Origin of the sequence: Anaeromassilibacillus sp. An250, assembly GCF_002159845.1 — a bacterium.
Taxonomy (GTDB): domain Bacteria; phylum Bacillota; class Clostridia; order Oscillospirales; family Acutalibacteraceae; genus Anaeromassilibacillus; species Anaeromassilibacillus stercoravium.
In genome coordinates, this window is record NZ_NFJK01000018.1 from 45,019 (window position 1) to 66,168 (window position 21,150).

At 52.6% G+C, this 21,150-nt stretch carries 19 protein-coding genes and 1 tRNA gene; 1 reads left to right on the forward strand and 19 read right to left on the reverse strand.

Features of this window, described 5'->3' with window-relative positions:
• Positions 1–3 precede the first annotated feature (3 nt).
• The 9 genes from miaA to B5F54_RS14065 all read right to left on the reverse strand — a co-directional run bounded on the left by miaA (position 4) and on the right by B5F54_RS14065 (position 11,960).
• Complete coding sequence (gene miaA, locus B5F54_RS14020; RefSeq protein ID WP_237966828.1) at positions 4–969, reverse strand: tRNA (adenosine(37)-N6)-dimethylallyltransferase MiaA; 966 nt, start codon at positions 967–969, stop codon at positions 4–6.
• 32 nt (positions 970–1,001) lie between these two features.
• Positions 1,002–2,975 (reverse strand): DNA mismatch repair endonuclease MutL, encoded by a 1,974-nt coding sequence (mutL, locus tag B5F54_RS14025; protein ID WP_087234880.1) that lies wholly within the window; start codon positions 2,973–2,975, stop codon positions 1,002–1,004.
• Positions 2,976–3,009: 34 nt separating this feature from the next.
• Positions 3,010–5,622 (reverse strand): DNA mismatch repair protein MutS, encoded by a 2,613-nt coding sequence (gene mutS / locus B5F54_RS14030; protein ID WP_087234881.1) that lies wholly within the window; start codon positions 5,620–5,622, stop codon positions 3,010–3,012.
• Positions 5,623–5,727: 105 nt separating this feature from the next.
• Positions 5,728–6,132 carry a YlbF family regulator gene (locus tag B5F54_RS14035; protein WP_087234882.1) on the reverse strand — a complete coding sequence of 135 codons (405 nt, stop codon included), beginning with the start codon at positions 6,130–6,132 and terminating at the stop codon, positions 5,728–5,730.
• Between the two features lie 71 nt (positions 6,133–6,203).
• Positions 6,204–7,607: a tRNA (N6-isopentenyl adenosine(37)-C2)-methylthiotransferase MiaB gene (miaB, locus tag B5F54_RS14040; protein WP_242969716.1), complete on the reverse strand. Its 1,404-nt coding sequence runs from the start codon at positions 7,605–7,607 to the stop codon at positions 6,204–6,206.
• 355 nt (positions 7,608–7,962) lie between these two features.
• Positions 7,963–9,183, reverse strand: a complete 1,221-nt coding sequence (locus B5F54_RS14050; protein ID WP_172749751.1) for a DUF4097 family beta strand repeat-containing protein — start codon at positions 9,181–9,183, stop codon at positions 7,963–7,965.
• Positions 9,180–9,545, reverse strand: coding sequence for a PadR family transcriptional regulator (locus B5F54_RS14055; protein ID WP_087234885.1), 366 nt, complete (start codon positions 9,543–9,545; stop codon positions 9,180–9,182). Before B5F54_RS14055 ends, B5F54_RS14050 begins: the two co-directional genes overlap by 4 nt.
• Before the next feature lie 87 nt (positions 9,546–9,632).
• Positions 9,633–10,595, reverse strand: coding sequence for a glycosyltransferase family 2 protein (locus tag B5F54_RS14060; RefSeq protein WP_087234886.1), 963 nt, complete (start codon positions 10,593–10,595; stop codon positions 9,633–9,635).
• Between the two features lie 105 nt (positions 10,596–10,700).
• Positions 10,701–11,960, reverse strand: a complete 1,260-nt coding sequence (locus B5F54_RS14065) for an HlyC/CorC family transporter (RefSeq protein WP_087234887.1) — start codon at positions 11,958–11,960, stop codon at positions 10,701–10,703.
• 540 nt (positions 11,961–12,500) lie between these two features.
• On the opposite strand from B5F54_RS14065, the gene B5F54_RS14070 reads away from it, so the two are divergent.
• A tRNA-Ala gene (locus B5F54_RS14070) sits at positions 12,501–12,576 on the forward strand.
• 54 nt (positions 12,577–12,630) lie between these two features.
• Here the strand turns inward: B5F54_RS14070 and B5F54_RS14075 are convergent.
• From B5F54_RS14075 to B5F54_RS14125, 10 genes are all read right to left on the reverse strand, one after another.
• Positions 12,631–14,253 carry a recombinase family protein gene (locus tag B5F54_RS14075; protein ID WP_015574134.1) on the reverse strand — a complete coding sequence of 541 codons (1,623 nt, stop codon included), beginning with the start codon at positions 14,251–14,253 and terminating at the stop codon, positions 12,631–12,633.
• Between the two features lie 72 nt (positions 14,254–14,325).
• A complete protein-coding gene (locus tag B5F54_RS14080) occupies positions 14,326–14,544 on the reverse strand; it encodes a hypothetical protein (protein WP_015574135.1) in 219 nt (72 codons plus the stop codon).
• 452 nt (positions 14,545–14,996) lie between these two features.
• Positions 14,997–15,416, reverse strand: coding sequence for a sigma-70 family RNA polymerase sigma factor (locus B5F54_RS14090; protein WP_015574136.1), 420 nt, complete (start codon positions 15,414–15,416; stop codon positions 14,997–14,999).
• Between the two features lie 401 nt (positions 15,417–15,817).
• Positions 15,818–16,006 (reverse strand): cysteine-rich KTR domain-containing protein, encoded by a 189-nt coding sequence (locus tag B5F54_RS14095; RefSeq protein WP_117508171.1) that lies wholly within the window; start codon positions 16,004–16,006, stop codon positions 15,818–15,820.
• Positions 16,007–16,016: 10 nt separating this feature from the next.
• Positions 16,017–16,802, reverse strand: a complete 786-nt coding sequence (locus B5F54_RS14100) for an ABC transporter permease subunit (protein ID WP_087234888.1) — start codon at positions 16,800–16,802, stop codon at positions 16,017–16,019.
• Positions 16,803–16,814: 12 nt separating this feature from the next.
• The gene (locus tag B5F54_RS14105) at positions 16,815–17,606 is read right to left on the reverse strand and encodes an ABC transporter permease subunit (RefSeq protein WP_087234889.1); all 792 of its coding nucleotides are present in this window, start codon (positions 17,604–17,606) and stop codon (positions 16,815–16,817) included.
• Positions 17,607–17,616: 10 nt separating this feature from the next.
• A complete protein-coding gene (locus B5F54_RS14110) occupies positions 17,617–18,504 on the reverse strand; it encodes an ABC transporter ATP-binding protein (protein ID WP_087234890.1) in 888 nt (295 codons plus the stop codon).
• A complete protein-coding gene (locus B5F54_RS14115; protein WP_015574140.1) occupies positions 18,501–19,106 on the reverse strand; it encodes a TetR/AcrR family transcriptional regulator in 606 nt (201 codons plus the stop codon). The genes B5F54_RS14110 and B5F54_RS14115 overlap by 4 nt, the downstream gene beginning before the upstream one ends.
• Positions 19,107–19,354: 248 nt before the next feature.
• Entirely contained in the window at positions 19,355–20,719 is a 1,365-nt protein-coding gene (locus B5F54_RS14120; protein ID WP_071429069.1) for a relaxase/mobilization nuclease domain-containing protein, read from the reverse strand.
• A gap of 142 nt (positions 20,720–20,861) precedes the next feature.
• Complete coding sequence (locus tag B5F54_RS14125) at positions 20,862–21,149, reverse strand: CD1845 family protein (protein WP_015544968.1); 288 nt, start codon at positions 21,147–21,149, stop codon at positions 20,862–20,864.
• Position 21,150: the final 1 nt, after the last annotated feature.

The window sequence follows — 21,150 nt, forward strand, 5'->3', positions numbered from 1 at the left end:
CGGTCAGCCATTGTCCCGCCACTCATCCAAAATAACCTGTGCCGCCGATACGAGAGCCGCACCATCGGGATAATCGTCTACATGCAGCCAATGGACGCCTTCGTCCCGGCGGAACCAGGTCAGCTGCCGTTTGGCATAGCGGCGGGTCTCGCGCTTGATGTTCTCGGCCACCTCATCCCGGGTGCACGCCCCTTGAAAATAGGGAATCCACTCTTTGTAGCCGATCGCCTGCCGCGCTGTAGAAGCACTTTGGGCGAGCGACTGGCGGGCTTCCTCCTCCAAGCCTGCATCCAACATCTCGTCTACCCGGCGGTTGATCCGGGCATAAAGCTTGTCCCGGTCGAGAAAATCCAGGCCGATCACGCAGGCATTATAGGGAGAAGGCTCCCTGCGGGAGTGCGCAATCTGCTGGGTCATGGTCTGGCCGGTTGTACGATAGATCTCAATTGCGCGGATCACCCTTCCCAGGTTGTTCGGATGAAGGCGCGCCGCCGACTCCGGGTCAATGCACCGCAGCTCGTCCATCAAAACCTGGACGCCCTCCTCTTCTGCGCGTTTCTTGAGCGCCGCGCGCAGAGCGTCGTCGCGGTCTTCCTTCGTAAATTGCAGATTCTGTAGAAAAGAGCGCACATAGAGGCCCGTCCCACCCGCTAGGATGGGAAGCCGTCCGCGCGCATGGACATCCGCCACGCACTGTGCCGCCAATTTCACATAGTCCGCCACGCTGAACGGCGTGTGAGGGTCCACAAAGTCGATCAGATGATGCGGCACACCGCGCATCTCATCCACCGTAGGCTTGGCAGTGCCGATCGTCATGCCGGTATAAATCTGCATGGAATCAGCTGAGACCACCTCCCCATCGTACCGAAGGGCGAGCTCTACCGCCAGCCAGCTCTTGCCGGAGGCGGTGGGTCCGACCACTGCGGCCACAGGAATGCGTTCCTCCATTTTTGTTGCTTTTGAGATCATTTCTATTATAACTCCATCTGGCAAAGAATTTGTCAAACACGGCCGAATTGCTTTTCCAAATCGCGTTTTTTCAAAAGGATCGAAACAGGCCGTCCGTGCGGGCAGTAGCGGATCTGCGAGTTCTGCTCCAACCGGTCTGCCAAGGCGAGCAATTCCTCCGGGTGGCTCTCGTCCCCAGCCTTGACCGCTGCGCGGCATGCGACATTGTGATAGAGCCAATCCAGCCGTTCGGTCGTGAGATCGTTCTTGCTGCTGGCGAGATACCCCGCCATCTCCATCACCGCGTCCGCTATGTCCTCGCCGCCCAAAATCAGCGGTGCGCTGCGCACCAAAACTGTCCCGGCGCCGAAGTCCTCCAATTCAAAACCAGCTTGCTCAAAGAGATCCAGGGCATTCAGCACAGCGGCATATTCGTTCTTTTCCAATGTAACGGTCACCGGTTCCAACAGCATCTGATGGGCGGCCGTCCCACGGTTTGCCTTTAACTCCTCGTAGAGCATCCGCTCGTGCGCGGCATGTTTGTCGATCAAAACCAGTTCATCCCCGCGCTCCAGGATGATATACGTTCCAAACGCCTCCCCGACCAAACGGGCCGGTGGGCGCTCTTGCTTGGGCAGTAGCGTCTCCGTGGGAGTTTGTTCTGCGGGAATTTGTTCTGTGGGGACCGGCTGCTCTTCTTTTACGGCCTCCGGCTGCGGAAGCGCCTCCACCGCCGCCCATTCTTCATCCTCCGGCCCGGCGACATCCGCAAAGCGCATATCCGCGCCAAAGGTGCGGGTCAATCCCGCAGGCGCGCCACTGTCATTCACGGCAAGGCCCGGAAGCGGCTCGGCGGGCTTGATCGGTAGAGAAGGTGCCTCCGGCTTAGGTGTAGCATCTGGTTCCTGTACCGCATGTTCCGTCTCCACGGCCTTCTGCGGAACCGGCTGCTCCGTCCGCAGGGGAAGCTGCTCCACCGTGCGGGTTTTTGGGAAAGGGGCCTGGGCGGGGCGCTCCAGCTTCATCACATGGGGGCTGTCCCATTGATTCAAAGCCGTCTTCACCCCGTGATAGACCGCATCAAAAATCGGGCGTTCATTTGAAAAGCGCACTTCAATTTTGGCTGGATGCACATTGACATCCACGGAACCATAGGCCATACGGAGATGCAGCACGCACGCCGGCATCTTTCCCACCATCAGGGAACCCTTAAAGGCCTCCTCCAAGGCGACCATCGCGGTCCGGCTCTTTACATAACGGCCGTTGAGGAAAAAGTGCTGCATGCTGCGGTTGGGACGGGCATTTGCAGGCTTGCTGACAAAGCCGGACACCTCCACCCCGTTGTAGGCGTATTCCACCGGCATCAACCCGGCGGTAAACTCCTTGCCAAACACCGCGTAAATGGCGGACTTCAATTTTCCATCCCCTGGCGTGTGGAGCGTCTCCTTGCCGTCCCGAATGAAGCGCACGGAAACCTCTGGATGGGAAAGCGCCAGCCGGTCCATCACCGCTGCAACCGCGTTGGCCTCCGTCACATCCTTCTTTAGGAACTTCATGCGGGCGGGCGTGTTGTAAAAGAGGTCGCGCACCACGAAGGTAGTCCCCTGGGCGCAGCCCGCGTCCTCACAGCACTCCTCTTCCCCGCCGAAGATCACATAGTGCGTCCCCGCCAGCTCGTCCGCCGTGCGGGTGAGCAGTTCCACATGCGCCACCGCCGCAATGGAAGCCAGCGCCTCCCCGCGGAATCCAAGCGTGGCGATGTTTTCCAGATCGTCCTGTACCTTCACCTTGCTGGTTGCGTGCCGCAGGAAAGCGACCGGGACGTCTTCCCGCGCAATCCCGCAGCCATTGTCGGTGACGCGCATAAAGGTCGTGCCGCCATTTTTGATCTCCACCGTCAGGACGGTCGCGCCAGCGTCCACTGCATTTTCCACAAGCTCCTTGATGACGGAACTCGGCCGCTCCACCACCTCGCCGGCGGCGATCAGCTCGGCCACATGTTTATCCAGCACATTGATTTTTCCCATACGGCACCTCCTTTATCTTTATCGATCTCTATTTTTATTCCTTTGCAATCCTACAAAGCTCAAATAGCGTGTTCATGCATTCAATGGGCGTCAGTGTGTTGACGTCCAGCTGCCGCAGACGGTCCATCACCTCTGTCTCGTTTGGAGGGATCAGGGCCAACTGCACTTCCGGCTCCTCCTGGCGTTTTCTGCCGCGCGCCTTCGGCATGGAAACCTGCTGTCCCTGTTCCAACTCGGCCAAAATCTGTTTTGCGCGTGAAACCACCTTGTCCGGCACGCCGGCCAGCTTCGCCACTTCGATGCCAAAGCTGTCGTCCGCCCCGCCGCGCACGATGCGCCGTAGGAAGGTGATGTCGTCGCCGCGCTTCTTGACCGCGATATTATAGTTTTTCACGCCGTCGATAAGCGACTCCAGCTCGGTCAACTCGTGGTAATGGGTGGCAAAGAGCGTCTTTGCGCCAAGAGCCTTTTTGTCTGCGGCATATTCCAGCACGGCGCGCGCAATGCTCATGCCGTCGTAGGTAGAGGTTCCGCGGCCAATCTCGTCCAGGATCAACAGGCTTTTGTCCGTCGCGTTTTTGATGATTTCCGCCACCTCGGTCATCTCCACCATAAAGGTGGACTGCCCGGAAGCGAGGTCGTCCGACGCGCCGACGCGCGTGAAAATGCTGTCTACAATGCCGATTTCCGCATAGGAGGCCGGGACAAAGCAGCCGATCTGCGCCATGATGACAATCAGGGCAATCTGGCGCATATAGGTCGATTTGCCCGCCATATTGGGGCCGGTGATGATCGCAACCCGGTTCTCCCCCTTGTCCAGCAGCACGTCGTTCGGTACAAAGGGCGCGTCCAAAAGCGTTTCCACCACCGGGTGGCGGCTCTCCTTGAGCAAAATCTTCCCGTTGAGGTCGACCACCGGCCGGGTATAGCCGTTGTCCACGGAGACCTGCGCAAAGGAAAGCAGGACGTCGAGGCGAGCCACTGCACGCGCTGTCTTTTGAATCCGGTTGAGCTGGGCGGCCACGGTCTTGCGAACCTCGTCAAAGAGCTGGTGTTCCAGCTGGACGGAGCGGTCGTGCGCGCCAAGGATGCGCCCCTCCAGCTCCTTGAGCTCCGGCGTGATGTAGCGCTCGCAATTGGTGAGGGTCTGCTTGCGTATGTACTCCGGGGGCGCCTGGTCCTTGTAGGCATTGGTGATCTCGATATAATAACCAAATACGCGGTTATAGCCGACCTTCAGTTTCGGAATCCCCGTGCGTTCGCGCTCCTTGGCCTCGATTTGCGCGATGATCCCCTTCCCATCGCTCATATCGCCCTTGAGCTCGTCCAGCTCCGCGCTGTAGCCGGGTTTGATGATGCCGCCCTCCCGGATGGTAAACGGCGGGTCCTCCACAATGGCGCGGTCGATCAGCTCCAACACATCGTCGAGCGTATCCAGGTCCTGGTAAACGCCAGAAAGCATGGTCGATTGCGCATCCTTCAAGAGGCCCTTCAACCCCGGCAGCTTGGCTGCTGCCGCCGCCAAAGACCGCAGCTCCCGCCCATTGGCGGAACCGTACACAATCCGCGACATCAGGCGCTCCAAATCGTAGATTCCGGTGAGCTGCTCCGAGAGGCTGCCGCGCAAAATGGCATCCCCCGAGAGCTCCTCCACCGCATTCAAGCGGCGGCTGATCTGCGCCGGGCTGAGAAGCGGTTGCTCAATCCACGCGCGGATCAGGCGCTTGCCCATGGCCGTGCGGGTCTTATCCAACACCCAGAGCAGGGACCCGCGCTTTTCCTTGTTCCGCATGGTTTCGAGCAGTTCCAAATTCCGGCGGGCATTCAGGTCCAGCCGCATAAACTGAGCGCCGCTGTAGAGCTCGACCTCCGTCATACGCTCCAGTCCTGTCCGCTGGGTGCGCTTTAAATAGCACAGCAGGGCGCCAATTGCCCGCACCACCAGCGGGCTTTGCTCCAGGCCCAACGCCTCGAGCGTCTCCTTTTGAAATTGCTCCAAAACAAGCGGTTCACACGTCTCCGCCTCGTACTCCGCCGCCTCCAAAAGCTCCAAGCTGGCGGAAAGGCGTTCCTTGATGAAGGGCGGCAGGGTTTTGTATTCCAAAGCGTCCGGGTTGATGAGAATCTCCCGCGGTGAATAGCGCGAGAGCTCATTGACCAAGCGTTCCTCCAAATCCTCCCCTTCCAGGGTGGTGGCATGCAGCTCCCCCGTGGAGATGTCTGCAAAACAGATTCCCGCTTGCTTTCCCTCCGCGCAGAGCGAACAGATAAAATTGTTGCGCGTCTCATCCAGCATACTGCTTTCCAGCACGGTGCCGGGGGTGATGACGCGGACGATGTCGCGCTTGACAAGCCCCTTTGCGAGCGCAGGATCCTCCATCTGCTCACAGATGGCCACCTTGTACCCCTTCGCAACCAGCCGGGCGATATAGGTCTCCGCACTGTGGAACGGCACGCCACACATGGGCGCGCGCTCCTCCTGCCCACAATCGCGCCCGGTGAGGGTCAATTCCAACTCGCGCGAGGCGAGTTTTGCATCGTCAAAAAACATTTCATAAAAGTCGCCCAGGCGGAAAAACAGAAGCGTGTCGGGATACTGCTCCTTGATCTGAAAATACTGCTGCATCATCGGGGATAAATTCGCCATGCCAATGCCTCTCCTCTTTCAAAAAAGAAACAATCCCCGCCGGAACAGGCCCGGCGGGAGGATCGTCTCTCGGTTCCATTCGAATGTTCTTCGTCCTTGGCGGGATCAGCCGCAACCGCCGCAGGCGGAACAATTCCCGCCGCAGGATTCCACATAGTCGGCCGTGTTCGGGTCCTCGCCGTCGGCGCTCTGGCTGATGATCGCGCTGATGCGCTGCAACAGCCGGTCAAAGTCCTCCTTTGCGCGGTTATAGGCCGTCATGTTCTCATTCTGCATGATGCGTGCATAGATATGGCGCATCTCGCCGTTCAGACGCTGCAGTTTTTCCTCGCCGCGCGTGTCGCTCTGGGTCTCGTTGCTGATGGCAATCCGCTTGAGGTTAAACTCCCCGATCAGCTCCTGCAGCTCTTCGTCCTTATCGCACTGTGCGCTCACGGTGCGCATGTTCAGATAACGCTCGTCCTTCTGTAGCTCGCGGCCGATCTCTCTGGCCAACTCAATAATATCCATATCCATCGCTCCTGTTCCTTATCAAATATAGGTGGTATATCAAGAATCCTTAAAAAAGGTTTCAAAGCGCTTTAATTGTTTGCTTCTTCCAGTTCCCCGCGCAAAATCCAATTGCGCGCGGCTGTCACACGAACATCGGCAAACGTTCCGATCCGAGACGCATCGCCCGGAAAATCCACCACGACGTTGCCGTCCGTCCGGCCGGTCAGCAGGCCGGTCTTTTCATTCTGCTCTTCCACCAGCACCCGCTGGACGGTTCCCACAGCCGCCGCACAGCGTCGCGCCGCAATCTGTTCCTGCACAGAACAGAGCTCCTGGAACCACTTGGTTTTCTCCTCCGCCGGGATGGGATCATTCATCTTTGCGGCACGGGTTCCCACGCGCGGCGAATAGATAAACGTGTAGAGGGAGGTAAACTCCACCCGCCGAATGAGGTCCACCGTGTCGAGGAATTCTTCATAGGTTTCCCCGGGGAAGCCGACGATGATGTCCGAGGTTAGAGAAAGATCCGGAATTTTGTCCTTCGCATAGGCGATCAGGTCCAAATATTTTTCACGCGTATAGCCGCGGTTCATCTCCCGCAGCACACGGTTGTTGCCGGATTGGAACGGAAGGTGCAGATGGTGGCTGATGTGCTTTCCCTGCGCGATGGTATCGATCAGCTCATGGGTTGCGTCCTTGGGATGGGAGGTCATGAAGCGGATGCGGTAATCGCCTTCCACCTCGTCGAGCATGCGCAGCAACGCTGAAAAATTGACCCCTTCCTCCCGATGCTTGCCGTAGGAATTCACATTCTGCCCCAACAGGGTGATATCTTTATACCCGGCCTGCACCAAGCCGGTGAATTCCTCCAAAATCGCCTGAGGAGAGCGGCTGCGCTCCCTGCCGCGCACGTAGGGAACAATACAGTAGGAACAGAAATTGTCGCAGCCATACATCACCGTACACCACGCGCGCACATTTCCATCGCGGTGGATGGGAAGCCCCTCCACAATCTGCTGATCCTCGCTGTCGTCGCCGCGCTCAAACACACGGCGCCCGTCCGTCAACATGCGGAACATCAGCTCCGGAAATTTATGAATCACATGTGTGCCAAAGACCAAATTGACATAAGGAAAGCTCTTGCGAATGCGCTCCGCCACATGTTCCTGCTCCATCATGCATCCGCACAACGCAATCAGTACGGACGGATGGCGGCGTTTGACATTCTTTAAAGCACCCACATTGCCGAACACCCGGTCCTCGGCATGTTCGCGGATTGCACAGGTGTTGAACAGAATAAAGTCCGCTTCGTTTACGTCGTCCGTAAAACCGAACCCCATCTCTTCCAACTGGCCTTTGATTTTTTCGCCGTCCGCGACATTCTGCTGGCATCCATAGGTGTGTACAAATGCCATGGGTTGAGGCCCGCACGCACGAACCGCCATGATCTGCGCCACGTCCTCCATATATTGTTTTTGGGAAAATTCTGCCAAAAGGTTAGCCCTCCCCATGTTGTATGGTTTTCGAGTCATTATACCATATTGTGCATATTCTCGCAAGGGTTGCAGCATTTTTCACAAGATAAGCCCCACAAATTTTCCATCTTATCCGAATCTCTCGCTCAATGCCGCCCGCCCTTCCCAAGACTCGCCCTTTCCTCCGCTGCCCCAAAATCCCACCATACATAAAACAAGCGAGCGAAGCGCGCTTTACAGGACGGCGGATTCGCTTTGCAGGCGTAAACAGCGCCTTCTCTTACAACCGAAGCGAACAACGTCTTTACGGTAAAAAACAAACAAAGCAGAAGCCAGCATTTCTTTCCGCCAGCTTCTGCTTCGTTTGTATTCTTCATTCGTTAAAAGTGACGTGGATGCGTCCCAGATTGGTTTTCACTTGCAGCTGTTTCGTGCCGCCGGATTGCTCGGTCAAGTTGTTTTCGCCCAATTTCTGTTCTGTGACGATCCGATAATCCGCCTTTTTCCCTTGGATGCTTCCAGTGATTGCTCCAATCTGGTTTTGCAATTGAATGTCCGGGGATTCCAGAGAATCCAGGGAAATTGCCCCATTAGAGCTTTCGACCCGGATGGCCTGCGCCGCCTGAACCTGTGTCAAATGGATCGCACCGTTTCGGGTCGCAATCCCGATCTCTGGCGAGGTGCAACCGGTTAATCCGATAAAGCCGTTCGTCGCATGGAGTGCCAGCGATTGATCTGCCTGGACGTCGTGCAAAGAAATCGCTCCGTTCTTGCTTTCTACCGATAGTTTTTGAGCTGCAAACTCTTCCAAAACGATTGCGGCATTGTCTGTCACACAAGAGACATCCGCAAGTTGCTGCAAATTTTTTGCAACGATCTTTCCGTTTCCGGTTTCCACCTTCAAACTTCCCATGTAAGCCGAAGGAATCTGCACATGAATGCGATAGCTCCCCTCTGTTTGGTCGGAACGCCGGTGGTCTTCATTTTTCAAAGTTACAGAACGGCCTTCGTTCTTGATGGAATAAAACTGTGTGTCATCGGTCTCGTAGAGGATCACCAGTTCTTCCTCTTCTGAGGATTCAAAAAGAATCTGTTTGTTTTCTGCATCAACCTCCACTACATCCACTTCCTCGACGGATGTGCGGTATTCTTCCATATGCTTCTCCGTCTGGCCCTCTTCGGATGGAGGGGTGGAAGCCTTCTCCCCTTGTACAGCTCCCTCTGGAAGCTGAGAAGATGGGATAGAATCCTCCATAGGGCCGATCGGTTCGGCAACCGAAGATGTCCGGAGTTCCCGATAGGTCAAAACGCCACAGGTAACCAGGGCTCCCATTCCGACTAGGACAGCCATCGTAACGCCCAAGGCAATCCATAACGGTTTCGTGCTGGACCGCCGCTGTGGATTTTCCAACAGAATTTTCTGGGCAAGCTGGTGGACGTCTCCCAGGCTTGCCACTGCTGCTTCTTCTGAAAGCCCGTTCTCCATCCGGTCCTCTACGATTTCCCGATAAAACGCAACGGTTGTCTGGCGGTCATTCTCCGGAAGTTTCCGAAGCCGCTTGTACAGCGTTTGGAAATAGGTCTCTTTTTTCACGGGTTCTTCCCCTCCTTGTCCGTACGTTCCCCCGCAGGCAACTGGTGCTTTTCGCATCCTGCCTGTAAAATGAACGCATGAATGCGTTCCAATTCCTTCCACTCTTCGCAAAAATCAGAAAGCCGCCGTTTTCCCAAAGAGGTTATCCGGTAATATTTCCGAAGACGGCCGTTGTGTGCAACAGAGTATGTTGTCAGGTATCCGCTCGCCTCCAAACGGCGCAAGATGGGATACAACGTCGATTCCGAGATCTCCACACAGGCGGATAAATCCTTCATAATTTGGTATCCATATGAATCTTGCCACTCCACCACCGCTAGGACACATACCTCCAAAAGCCCCTTTTTCAGCTGTATGTCCATATAGATACCTCCTATTCTACTATATTATATAATACATAGTATTCTCTGTCAAGAAATGGCTGTGTAATACCAATTTACACAGCCATCTCATTTTGCCTGGTACATCCAAGGGATTAGATTCCAAACGCGGATACGCCGCTTTAGATTTTTCTCTGTACGTCTGCCTGCTTTGAGCAATGAATCGTACCCCAAAACCCGCAAAACGCCACGCACCGCGTTATATCCGCTGCCCTCCCGCAGCATGACATCCACACTGTTCATAACGGTCCGCGGAAGCAACTCCTGCGAAAACAGCGCCTGTAGTTCCGTTTCCTGCTTAAAGCTGGTTTGCAACAGCAATTCCACCCGTTGAATTGCCTCCACCGCCTGGAAAATTTCCTTGCCGACTGGCTTCTCTTTTCCACGCTTGAGTTCAAACACCGTATCCCGCTTTAAAAGTGTTGGAGATTGCACGATATTCTGCGCATTCAGGAGGCAGCGGTATAAAAACTCCTGCGCGTACCCGTACCGGCATCCCTCGGTAAAATGCAGCCCGCATTCGCGCAGGAAACTGCGTTTCAATAACACTGCCGAAAGGTCGATCTGCAAATTTCCACGGATGACTTCCTTCATGTATTGCACGCCGGACTGCTGCTGGACCGCCTTACTGAGCGAACGGCGTTCCGCTAAACGGACATCTTCTTCACTGAAACTGCCAAATACAAAATCTGCGTCTGTGCGCTCCGCGGTTTCCAGATAGCCTTTTAAGAAGTCCATATACAACCGCCGGGCAAAAATAAAGGAAACATAGGTTCCGCTGGCTTTTTGTATTCCGGTATTGAGCGCTGCGGCAACGTCGCCGTCGCCATTTTGGATCACAAAGCCATGTAACTTCTCATTTTTGATGAGCTGCACACACTCCAAAGGCGTCCCATCTTCGGACCCCATATCCACCAAAATAAATTCTGCCTCGATCCCGTTTGTCTGCCTCACCACAGAACGCAAGATCCCAGAAATCTCCTGCTCTACATTCCGAACAGGCAGAATAATGGAAAGGTTGATCGCTTGCATACACTCACCCCTTATCCAAGCGAAGCCGCGCACAAGTTTATTGATAAAACTTTTATTCAGTATAGCACAAATCCCAAAAGATAAAAGTGCCAATTTTCCCAAAGATTATTCGTCCCTTGCCCCCTCTTCTGGTGAAACCATTGTCAACTGTGTTGCATGGTGAGAAGTCGCCTTCGTGACGGTAATATGCCATCCCTTAAAATCGAAAGTGTCCCCCACCGACGGGATTTTTCCGAGCAGTTCCATAGCCCATCCGCCGACGGAAGCAGACTCAAATTCATCCGAGTCTCCTAGATCAAATTCTTCAAATAGGTCATGCAGGTCCGCGCTGCAATTGATTACATAAGTATGGTCGTCGATTTGATTAAAGTAGTCGATCACCACGTCGTGTTCATCCCAAATGTCGCCCACGAGCTCCTCGATGATATCCTCCATCGTGACAAGCCCCTCTGTCCCGCCGAATTCATCGACGACGATCGCCATGTGGGATTTTGTCTTTTGCAGGGTCCGCAACAGGTCGGAAATCTTTACGGTCCGGCTGATGTAAAGGACCTTCTTCATCACCTGTTTGATATCGCTGATGCCACTTTTCTGAGCGCTGAAATAGTCCTTTTCGTGAACGATTCCTATGATGTTGTCAATGGAATCGGAATAAACGGGCAAGCGAGAGTATGTATTCTTGAGAAAAATATCCGAGATTTCCTGAAAAGGGCATTCCTCGTCGATGCCAACAATATCCACACGAGGCGTCAAAATATCGTCAGCCGTCAGGTCGTCAAATTCGATCGCTGAGCGGATCAGCTCGCCCTTTTCCTCGTCAATGCCACCTTCGCTTTGTGCTTCATCCACAATGGTTTTCAGTTCCTCCTGGGTCATTCGATTGTCCGACTTCTTCTTAAAGATCTTGTTGAGCAGCTTCTTCCACTGGGAAAAAATAAAATTAATCGGGGTCAAGATGGTAATCAAGAGTCTTAAAAATGGGGCGCTGAACCGTGCAAACGCCTCCGGATGCTCTTTGGCCAGGTTTTTGGGAGAGATTTCCCCAAAAATCAGCACGATGACCGTCATAACCGCCGTGGACACAGACACCCCGGCATCACCCAGCACATGGGTAAATACAATCGTCGCCAGAGAAGCACTGGCGATATTCACAATATTGTTCCCGATTAAGATTGTGGACAGCATTTTATCATAGTTCTCTGCGATGGAAAGTACAAGTGCGGCCCGAGAGTCGCCTGCCTCGGACTCAGTTTTTAGACGAATTCGGTTTAACGTTGTAAAGGCTGTCTCAGAAGCAGAAAAGAACGCTGAAAACATTACACAAATAATAATCCCTACAATAATGCCAAAATCGGCACCTAGCATAATATATTACTCCTCTTTTGCAGTAAAATAGATTGATATTGATACAATTTTATCAGATTTCTACTTGATTTTCAATCCGCTAGTTTTTGCCCCTAGCCTGAAATAGCCAGAGAATCACGCCGATCTTTTATTCCATCGGATGCTCTTATGGATTTTCTTCTCATCGCGATGATTTAGCGGGACAATCGCCGGCTTCCATCCGAATGGACATTGGTTCCTATTATACAAGTGGTTTACATAGCGGAACCTTACCCCGGGCTTCCCAGCCTTTAGTAGGCGGATCTTGTGAGTGGTTTTCTCTTTTCAGATTCATTCGGAATCATTTACTTTACCAGAGGGTGGGGCAGACTCTATTTTTACAATTTTTTTGCCAAAACCTCTTGCATTGAAAATAAAAGTGTGCTAATATAAAAAAGCTGTTTCGAGCGATTCCATTTCGAGCAAACTATGGGGCATTAGCTCAGCTGGGAGCCCGGTTGAAGCGGTAAACAACCCCCGTACAGGGAACATAAAAATTAAACATCACAATCTCTCTTATCTGGGGGTATAGCTCAGCTGGGAGAGCGCTTGAATGGCATTCAAGAGGTCAGCGGTTCGATCCCGCTTATCTCCACCATCACCAAGAGATTGTGAACGAAAACCTCACTTCTTCGGAAGTGGGGTTTTTGCTTTATGCAGCGATGGCAACGATGTCCATGCCCATGCTGAACTGCTCAAAGTCAATGTTAAAGTCGATATGCAACTTGTAGTCCCGGTAGACCTCCACCCGCTTGATAAGGCAGTTGACGATCATTTTCTTTGCCTCCATGCTGGCGGTGTCGTACATATCAGCCCAAGAGATAATGTCATCGTATTGGGCGTTCAAGTGTTCCAGCACAGCCTGTCCTTCGTCATAGGCCAGTTGCGCCGCCTCAAGCTGCTGCTGAACTTCGAGACATTTTGTCTCACAGTCAGAAATCAGAGAGCCGAGCAAGTCCTGCGAAAAAGCACTTTCGCCGCGCAGGGATTTAATGACCTCGGCCTTCAGCATATTCAGCTCGGCAGATACTTTTGTATGTTCGGCCCGGATGCTGCGGAGCAGCGCTTTCCGTTCCTCCATCTTTTCTTTGTATCGGATATTGACGATCTCACTTTTGGGGACAGCTTTCATACGCTCAAAGATCTGTCGCACCACCTTATCAATGATGCCGTCAAGGGTATGTGCCGTGTACCCGGTCTGACCGTCACATTCCGTTTGCTTGCGGGTTTTGCCGTAGCAGATATACCGTACACGCTTTACAATGCGGTTTGGATCGTCCTTGCAGGGATAAGCCTTGCCGTTTGTGGTGAGTGAGAGCCGGGAGCCACAATGACCACAAAACACATTCCCGGCCAGCAGGGACTGGCCTCGGGTGTTGAGAGGAACACGGCGCTCCTGTTCGGCAGAATTGGCACGGGAAGTGCGGATATGCTGTGCGGCCTCAAAGAGTTCCGGCGGGATAATCTGCAAGTGCAGCAGCACTTGGGATCGGCTATCGCCGCTGCGGAGTACGCCGGTATAGGTGAGGTTGCAGATGATACCCCGGATGCTGGCGTGGTGCCACATCTTACCCGACCTTGCCCGATACCCGAGCTTATTCAGATAGGTGGCGATCCGCTGGGCTCCGTAGCCCTCATGCACATACTTGTCAAAGATAATCCGCACCACAGCGGCCTCGGCCTCGTTGACAACCAGCTCATAAACCTCATGCTTTCGCTTGTTGAAGCGGCCACTTTTTACGAGATCGTAGCCGTAGGGAGCAAGCCCGCCTTTGAAACCGCCGTCCTCGACAAGCTGGCCGAGGGCGGTTTTTGTGCGGATAGAAGTCTTTTCGCTTTCACCGTCAGCTTGCCAGAAGCGGATATAGTTGGTGAGTTTGTCGGTGTGGGTATCAAAACGCTGCTCACCCTCTTGGGTACTCCATACCCGGATGCCGTTCTTGACAAACCATTCCACCACAAAGGGCGTTTCGTCAGCGATACGCCCGATGCGGTCAAACATGAACACCAGCAGAATATCGAACTTGCCCTGCTTGGCCCGTTCTTTGATGATTTGGAGTTTGTCGCGGTTTTCGGCCCGTACCTTGTGGCCGGATACGCCGTCCTCCTGTTCTTCGTGAACAATCGTCCAGCCCATCTTTTCACAGAAGCGGTGGCACTCTCTGCGCTGCATGGGGATGTCGGCTTGGCTTTTATCGTCATAGTCCACTTGCTTGTCGGTGGACACTCTATACAAACAGTCAACGCGAGTTCCGATAAGAATGTTATTTTCCATATTGATCCGTCCTTTCATTTGTCATAAGGGCAAACCAAAAGAGCGAATCAATACGCGGGAGATATGAACTTTTCAAGGTACATAGGGGCTACCCCCACTATTATTATCGCTCCGATTGGGGTGGATTGCAAGGATGTCGCCGTGGGTATGCTTGGCGGCATTGTTGGCAAAAGAGGATAGCAAAATCTGTTTCACATGGCCGAGGGCCGTTGTGTTTCTGCTATCGGCAAAGGTAGCGGATATTTGATAACCGTCAATGGCGAAAGTGGTTAATTCTCTTGTGCGCTCCATAGATGACCTCCTTCACAAATGGCGTAGAACTGATTGATCCCCGTTGTCTGTTGGGGAAACACGAAAAGGCGGCACCCGCGATTGGGTGTCGCCCTTTTGCCTTTCTCCACATTGGGACAATTTGTCTCGAAGTTAGAATAAGGAGCGCCGCGCTCATTTTCTTGGCCCGTCATAAGACAGCTATACTCGGCGCGACGCTCCTTGCTGGGGTGGTGCGGCAGCTCCGGGGGACAGGCTGCCAGCCTGTCCACTCGCGGATCGTGGCCGTGGGGTGGCAAGTCCCCACTTGCGGCGTTGGTGTGGATCGCTCGTCCTCCGTGTTGGAGAAGTCCTGGCGCACCCGCCGCCCGGCTCCTCGCACTATGCCCGGAGCCGCCGCTATTCAGTTGTGGAGAGGATCAACTCCTCTCATATACCAAGGACATTTGGAAGATGTTTTTTAACCCCCTACATCAAACATTTTGCAAATATTTTTTCATGGACTTCAAACCCTGCTGGATAGATTTATGTACGGCGGCCACGCTTACGCCATCGGCCTCGGCAACCTCAGTCATGCTCTTGCCTTCAATGATACAGGCATCAATGCGAAGCCCCTGCGTTTCGGGCAAAGTGTTCAGCGCGTTCCACAGATCGCAGAAACGCTCCATGCGCTCCAGCAGCTCCTGCGGGGTCGGCTCGGAAAGGCAGGCAGAGTATTCGATCCCATCATCACAGTCGAGGGAATACTGTGCCTTATTGCGGATTATCCGCCGCTGGTAGGCAGCCTCATACAGCTTGTCGGCCCGCAGCTCGGCGGCCACTTCATCGGAAACTTCGATATATTCATCATGGGTGTGCCAAGAGTAAAAGTCCTTCAGATTGATAGTAGTCATTATATTTTCCTCCGTTCAGATTTTTGTTGTGGGTGGACGATCTGAACGGGGGATGGCGGGGATCGGCAGCCGGGGCCGCCCCTGCCTACCTCGGGACAACTTGTCCCAAGGTGGGTATAGAAAAACGCGCTCGCATGGCGTGATGCCACACAAGCGCGTGAAATGACATTATTCTTAATGTACTAGCAAATTTCGCGTCCAATGCCGGACTTGCCCGGAGGGGGAGCTACGCTTTTTTTAGCTGGTGAAGATCATGCGTACTATGAAAAAGCAAAATGAACACGACGATCCCTCCTCGGAAACCGCCGTGTTCCTCATAAAGTCGTCGTATAACGCGGCGGCTTTAATTGACAGCCGCCGAAAACAAAAGAGCCGATAATCCGCGCCTGAGGGCTAACGGGTTATCGGCTCTGCGTCTGTGCGTCTGGCTCTGTGATAACTAAAATCTTAAATTTTTCTACGCTGATTAAAGTTTCTTGTTTGCATTTAGGACAAAACAAAGGAAAGTTTTTCAGCTCAGTATCTAACCGCAGCTTGATACGAGTTTTACTGTTACAGACAGGACATAGCAGCCACTCGAAGCTATCCATATCGTTCATTTCAAATTTCCCTGAGCGTCCAAACTTTTTGAGCTGTGATAACAGAACCAATCGCAATTATCATAGCCAATAGGAAGAACGAAAACTGTATTCCACTTATTGCCACTGTGTAAACATCGAAGAATTTTAATGGCGTTAAGCAGTACAGCATTGGAGCTTCAAGATATTCGGCGGTGATGCTGATGCCATAAAAGAGCAATAATATTCCCGCGCCTATCCGAACAGCCCCTTTATAGGTTCTCGTCAGGCTGGAGGCCAGAAGCGTGATTGCAAACAAAGTCAACCCTGTCAAAAACAGGCCCAATGTGGTGGTAAAAGCAGCGTTTCTTTGCTCTAAACCGCCTAGCGGTAAAATGGCGGTAAAATAATTACATAACCCGCTGAATACCGCAAGTGCAAGCAAATTACATACACAGGCAACTGCTTTGGCACAGACAACCTTGTTGCGACCCACTGGTTTTGTAAATAGATATTCTGCCGTTCCCTGCGCCTGTTCTTTCGCTACACACGAAACACCGAGATAGACCGCATAGCTGTTGGTTAGCATCGTGACCCAATAATACATACAGCCATACCAGCCCAAAGCAGAAGTCAGATCACCGCTCACACCAAACATGGCTTTCAGAATTTTTGGGAAATCCGATATTAGTCCCGTCAGCTCATTAAGGCTGTCCTTCAGTGACAAATATTCAAAGTAAGCGAAGCCACACAAAATCAAGACAATTCCCATCCAGATCAGCAACATTTTTCTTGTTAAGCGTAGCTCATTTTTCACCAACGCCTTCATTTGTTTCCTCCTTTACACAGCCAACGCAATATCCCGCTTCAAGATTTTCCAGTATGCCAGCAGCGCAAACCCAAACAGCAGGAGCAGATACCAGAGCATATAGTCCCATGAATAAGTTCCAGCATTGTGGATTTCCGCTGGACTGAAAAAAGAAAACGGCGATAAAAAGCCAATGGCCCGAATACCGACAGTCCTCGAAAAAGAGGTAATGCAGTATTCCATAAATACGACCAGTCCAGATGTCAGAAGAGGAGAGCGGTTATTGGGCCGGAATACTCCTGCCATTGTCCCCATCAATGCAAAAAAGAGAGTAAGCAGGACAAAAGAGCCAGCTACCAGCAAAAATTCTCTTGGGGGGAATCCGGGACGAAACAGCGTCATTGTAAAAAAAGACGCCATCATATAAAAAATACCTGTCACACATACCCCGGCGAGGGCACACAATAGTTTCCCTTTGTAGATTACTTGCCGCCCACAAGGTTTCGTATATAAATATTCCGCTGTGTTTTCTGTACACTCTTTGGTATGCAAGGACAGACCCAGGTGCATCCCAAAAATGCCGCCAGCAATTATGAAGAATCCCGTAAGAAAGGAATACATTCCCATAGGCTTTGTAAGAAGCTCCAGAGAAATGCCAACGGTTTCAAAATAGCCTCCCTGTGCAAATCCTGTCGGCAGTGTCCCCGCTGTTTCCATCATACCGTAGTAAACCGGCGTCATGAAAAAAATACCTACCGCAAGAGCGGCGGCCCAAATCAGAATATATTTTTGCGACCGTTTCCATTCAAATCGAAAAATCTGCATGACTGGCCTCCTATTCATAGTAGTGGAGGAATATTTCTTCCAACGACGGTTCCTCAATCAAAATATCCTCCAGCTCCAGTTGATAGAGCTGTTTCATGATCATCATAACTGTTCCGCTGAACATAAAGGATGCAGAAGTTTTGCTTTTGTTCCATTCCAAATTAGCTGTACCGGGAATAGAAAAGAAATCCTCTGGAATGGCGCTTTTTGCTGTCAGCGAGATTTTCTTGTATCCGTTTTCCCGCAGTTCCTTCATGGATTGAACACTGATCAGCTTCCCCTCCCGCAGAATGGCTACACGGTCACAAAGTCTTTGCACCTCACTCAAAACGTGGGAGGACAGAAAAATGGTCACACCTCGTTTGTTTTCTTCTTTCAGAATATCATAGAAAGCCTGCTGGATGAGCGGGTCAAGGCCACTGGTAGGCTCGTCCATAATCAGCAACTTCGGAGAGGGTAACAGAGCCGACACAATGCCAACTTTTTTCTTGTTCCCTAAAGACAAATCGCCAATTCGCCTGGATAAGTCTAAATTCAACCGCTCCGCTAATTCTTCCATCCGGCTGTGGGCATTCACACCATAGAGTTCTGCTGTGTAGAAAAGCATTTCTTTTACTTTCATATTGTTGTAGTAACAGTTTTCGCTGGGAAGATACCCCACATCCTTTGCGATACGGGCGGGCTCCCGACTACAATCTAACCCAAAGATAGAGGCTCCTCCGTTGGAGGGTTTCAGCAGGCCCATTAGAGTACGGATTGTGGTAGATTTTCCTGCTCCATTGGGGCCAATAAAGCCGAAAACCTCGCCTTGTTCAACAGTAAAGCTAATGTTTTCAATTCCTCGATGTTTTCCATAGCTTTTTGTAAGTTCGTTTAGGACAATTACCGGCTTGCTCATGGCAAATATTCCTCCTTGTAAAAGTTGTGTTTCAACATATCTAGGATGTTTCGAAACTCTTTCATCATGCTGTCATAATCCACTCCACTTTCCAACTGAACGGACATACCCTTTGCAAGCATCATAAGCATCTGAAACACTAATTCTGCATCCTCCGGGTGTCTGAATTTTTTATAATCCCGCTCATGCAGAACAAGCGATGCGATATATTTTTCATTTGCTTCTGAAAATATGGCACTTTTCAATTCAGGCGTTGGTTCCACTGCCACACTTGCAATAAACGACGCAATATGCGGGTGCTTTTTTAAGATTTCCACTTTCATAACGCTGGCTTCCCATACACGGTCAAAGAAATCCGTAGTTTCCTCCAATGCACTCGTGTTATAGGCTTGCTTCATTTGGGCAGCGCAGTAATCAAATAAATACTGGTAAAGTGTCTGCTTATTTCCAAAATACTGGAATATAGACGCCTTTGAGATACCTGCCGCTACCGCAATATCATTGATTGACGTTTTTTCATATCCATGTCTTGCGAAACAGGCAAGCGCCGCATTACGGATTGTTGCCTGTTTCTCCTGTGAAAGCGCTAAAAATTTTTCCATTACTATTCTGCTCCTACAAATAACCGAATCGGTTATTTGTATACAGTGTAACATAAATAACCGAATCGGTCAAGACGTTTTTTTGCGCTATTTTGAGAGGAGCGCACAAATGGCAAGCAGGGCAAGTGTAGCCACACTTGCTATTTTTGCATCCCGTGGGGGCTGCAAAAACGCTTGTTGGGGAGCCTCCCCAAACCCGGCACTTTGGGACAAGTTGTCCCGAAGTCTGTTGTCTGCGTCACCGTTGCTTATCGCTCCTGTTCCTTATTTTTGCGCTCGTCCGACAGGCCGAGCAGATGATCGATATTCGCCTTGACCGCCACGGCCTCCCGCATTTCCTGCTGGGCCGCCCGGTACTCGGCATAGAGGGCTTTTTTTCGCGCTGCAAGTTTGCGGCGTTTTTCTTTTAGCGCGTCCATCTTCGGGAGCTTTTCACCGTCCAGCAGCTCATTGAGTGCCGCCTTCGCTGCCCGGTAGTCGGCCAGCTCCGGGCCATGCTCGGCCAGATATTTCTTGCTGTACCGGGCCGCCTTGTACCCCTCGAACACAGGCCGGGACTTGGCGTACTGCACCACAGCCTCCATCAGCGCGGAGGTTTTGGCGAGGTCAGCCTCGGTCTGACGCAGTTCCCCGGCCAGCGCATGAAACCGCTGGGCCGTTCCGTCAGCTTGCGCAGCGAGCTGGTCATACTCGGTGAGCTGGTGCTCCTGCAAAAACATGAGGGCTGCTGCCATCTGTTTGAGGTTATACACCTTGGCCCACCGTTCATAGGCCGGGCCTTTGCCGGAGCGCAGACGCTCCTGTATATCCACAATGAGATTGACACGCCTGGGCGTGGGAGCCGCCGCATCGTGGATATGCGGGACGGGTCGTTTCCCGGCAATCACGGCTCGAATGTTCTCGGGATCGTAACCTTCCCCAAGGGTGGATGCCCGGAGCCGCGTTGCCCGTTCCTGTCCGGGAACAAGGAACGAGATCACACCGCCGCGCCCATGCTTGACCGCATACCCGGACTCCGCCATGAGCCGCAGAAAGTCGGCAAAATCGGCGGGGCCTTTTGCGAGAGCATCGTTGATGGCAAGGCGCAGCCTTTCTTTATAAGAGGGCTGGCGCTCGGCTCCCAGCCATGCCCCATAGTGAAGAAAGCGGCCCTTGCTATGTAGCTTGGGATTGAGGATCACGGACAGGTCATTTTCCAGACACACCCGATCCGAGAGCCGCCGCACAGCGCGGGCCGAGCCGATGAAATCCCGGAACTTCCGGGTACAATCCAGCGAAGTAGAATTGTAGTAAATATGGTTATGGATATGCTGGCGGTCTGTGTGGGTGGCAACGAAAAAGGCGTACTTGCCCTTCGTCCAGCGCATCGCCGTTTCGTAGCCGATGCGATTGGCCTCCTCCGGGGTAATCTCTCCGGGCTTGAACGCCTGCCGGATCTGATAGCACAGCACATCGGCATCCCGGCGCTGCTCCCGGCCCGTGACAGCCCGGTACTTTGCCTTGCTTAACAGGAACTCCGCATCGGCGGTCATGTGGTCGCAGGCATAGGAAGAAATCAACTCGCCACCCTGCGTCTTATCCGGGTTTTGTCCGTATTCAAACCGATCCTTCAGCGATTGCGCGATAGTTTCTCCCTTGCTGATTTTGTGCTTTTTGAGATAGGTCGTTGCCGTAGGCAGCCCTCCTTCCTGTAAGAAAAACGGCGGCTGTGTTCAGCCGCCGTCATGCTACCTTGGGACAAATTGTCCCGAAGTATCAGCCTGTGATGAAGCCCCGCAGAGCAAAGTTGAGATTGTGCAGCTTATCCACCAGCCACTCCGCGATGGCCGGGATGCCATAGGGAGAGATCAGAAACGCAAGGACAAGGAACACGATCCCGCCCAGCGTCTGGCCGCTGATGAACAGGGCCACGGCAAGCAGGGTCAGCACCACACAGGCCACAACGAAAACCGCAGTTGCCATACAGAACAGAAAAGACACCACGGCGGCCAGAACGGTGAGCACCACCACAAAGGGGGCGGCAAGGATTTTCAGAACGATCATA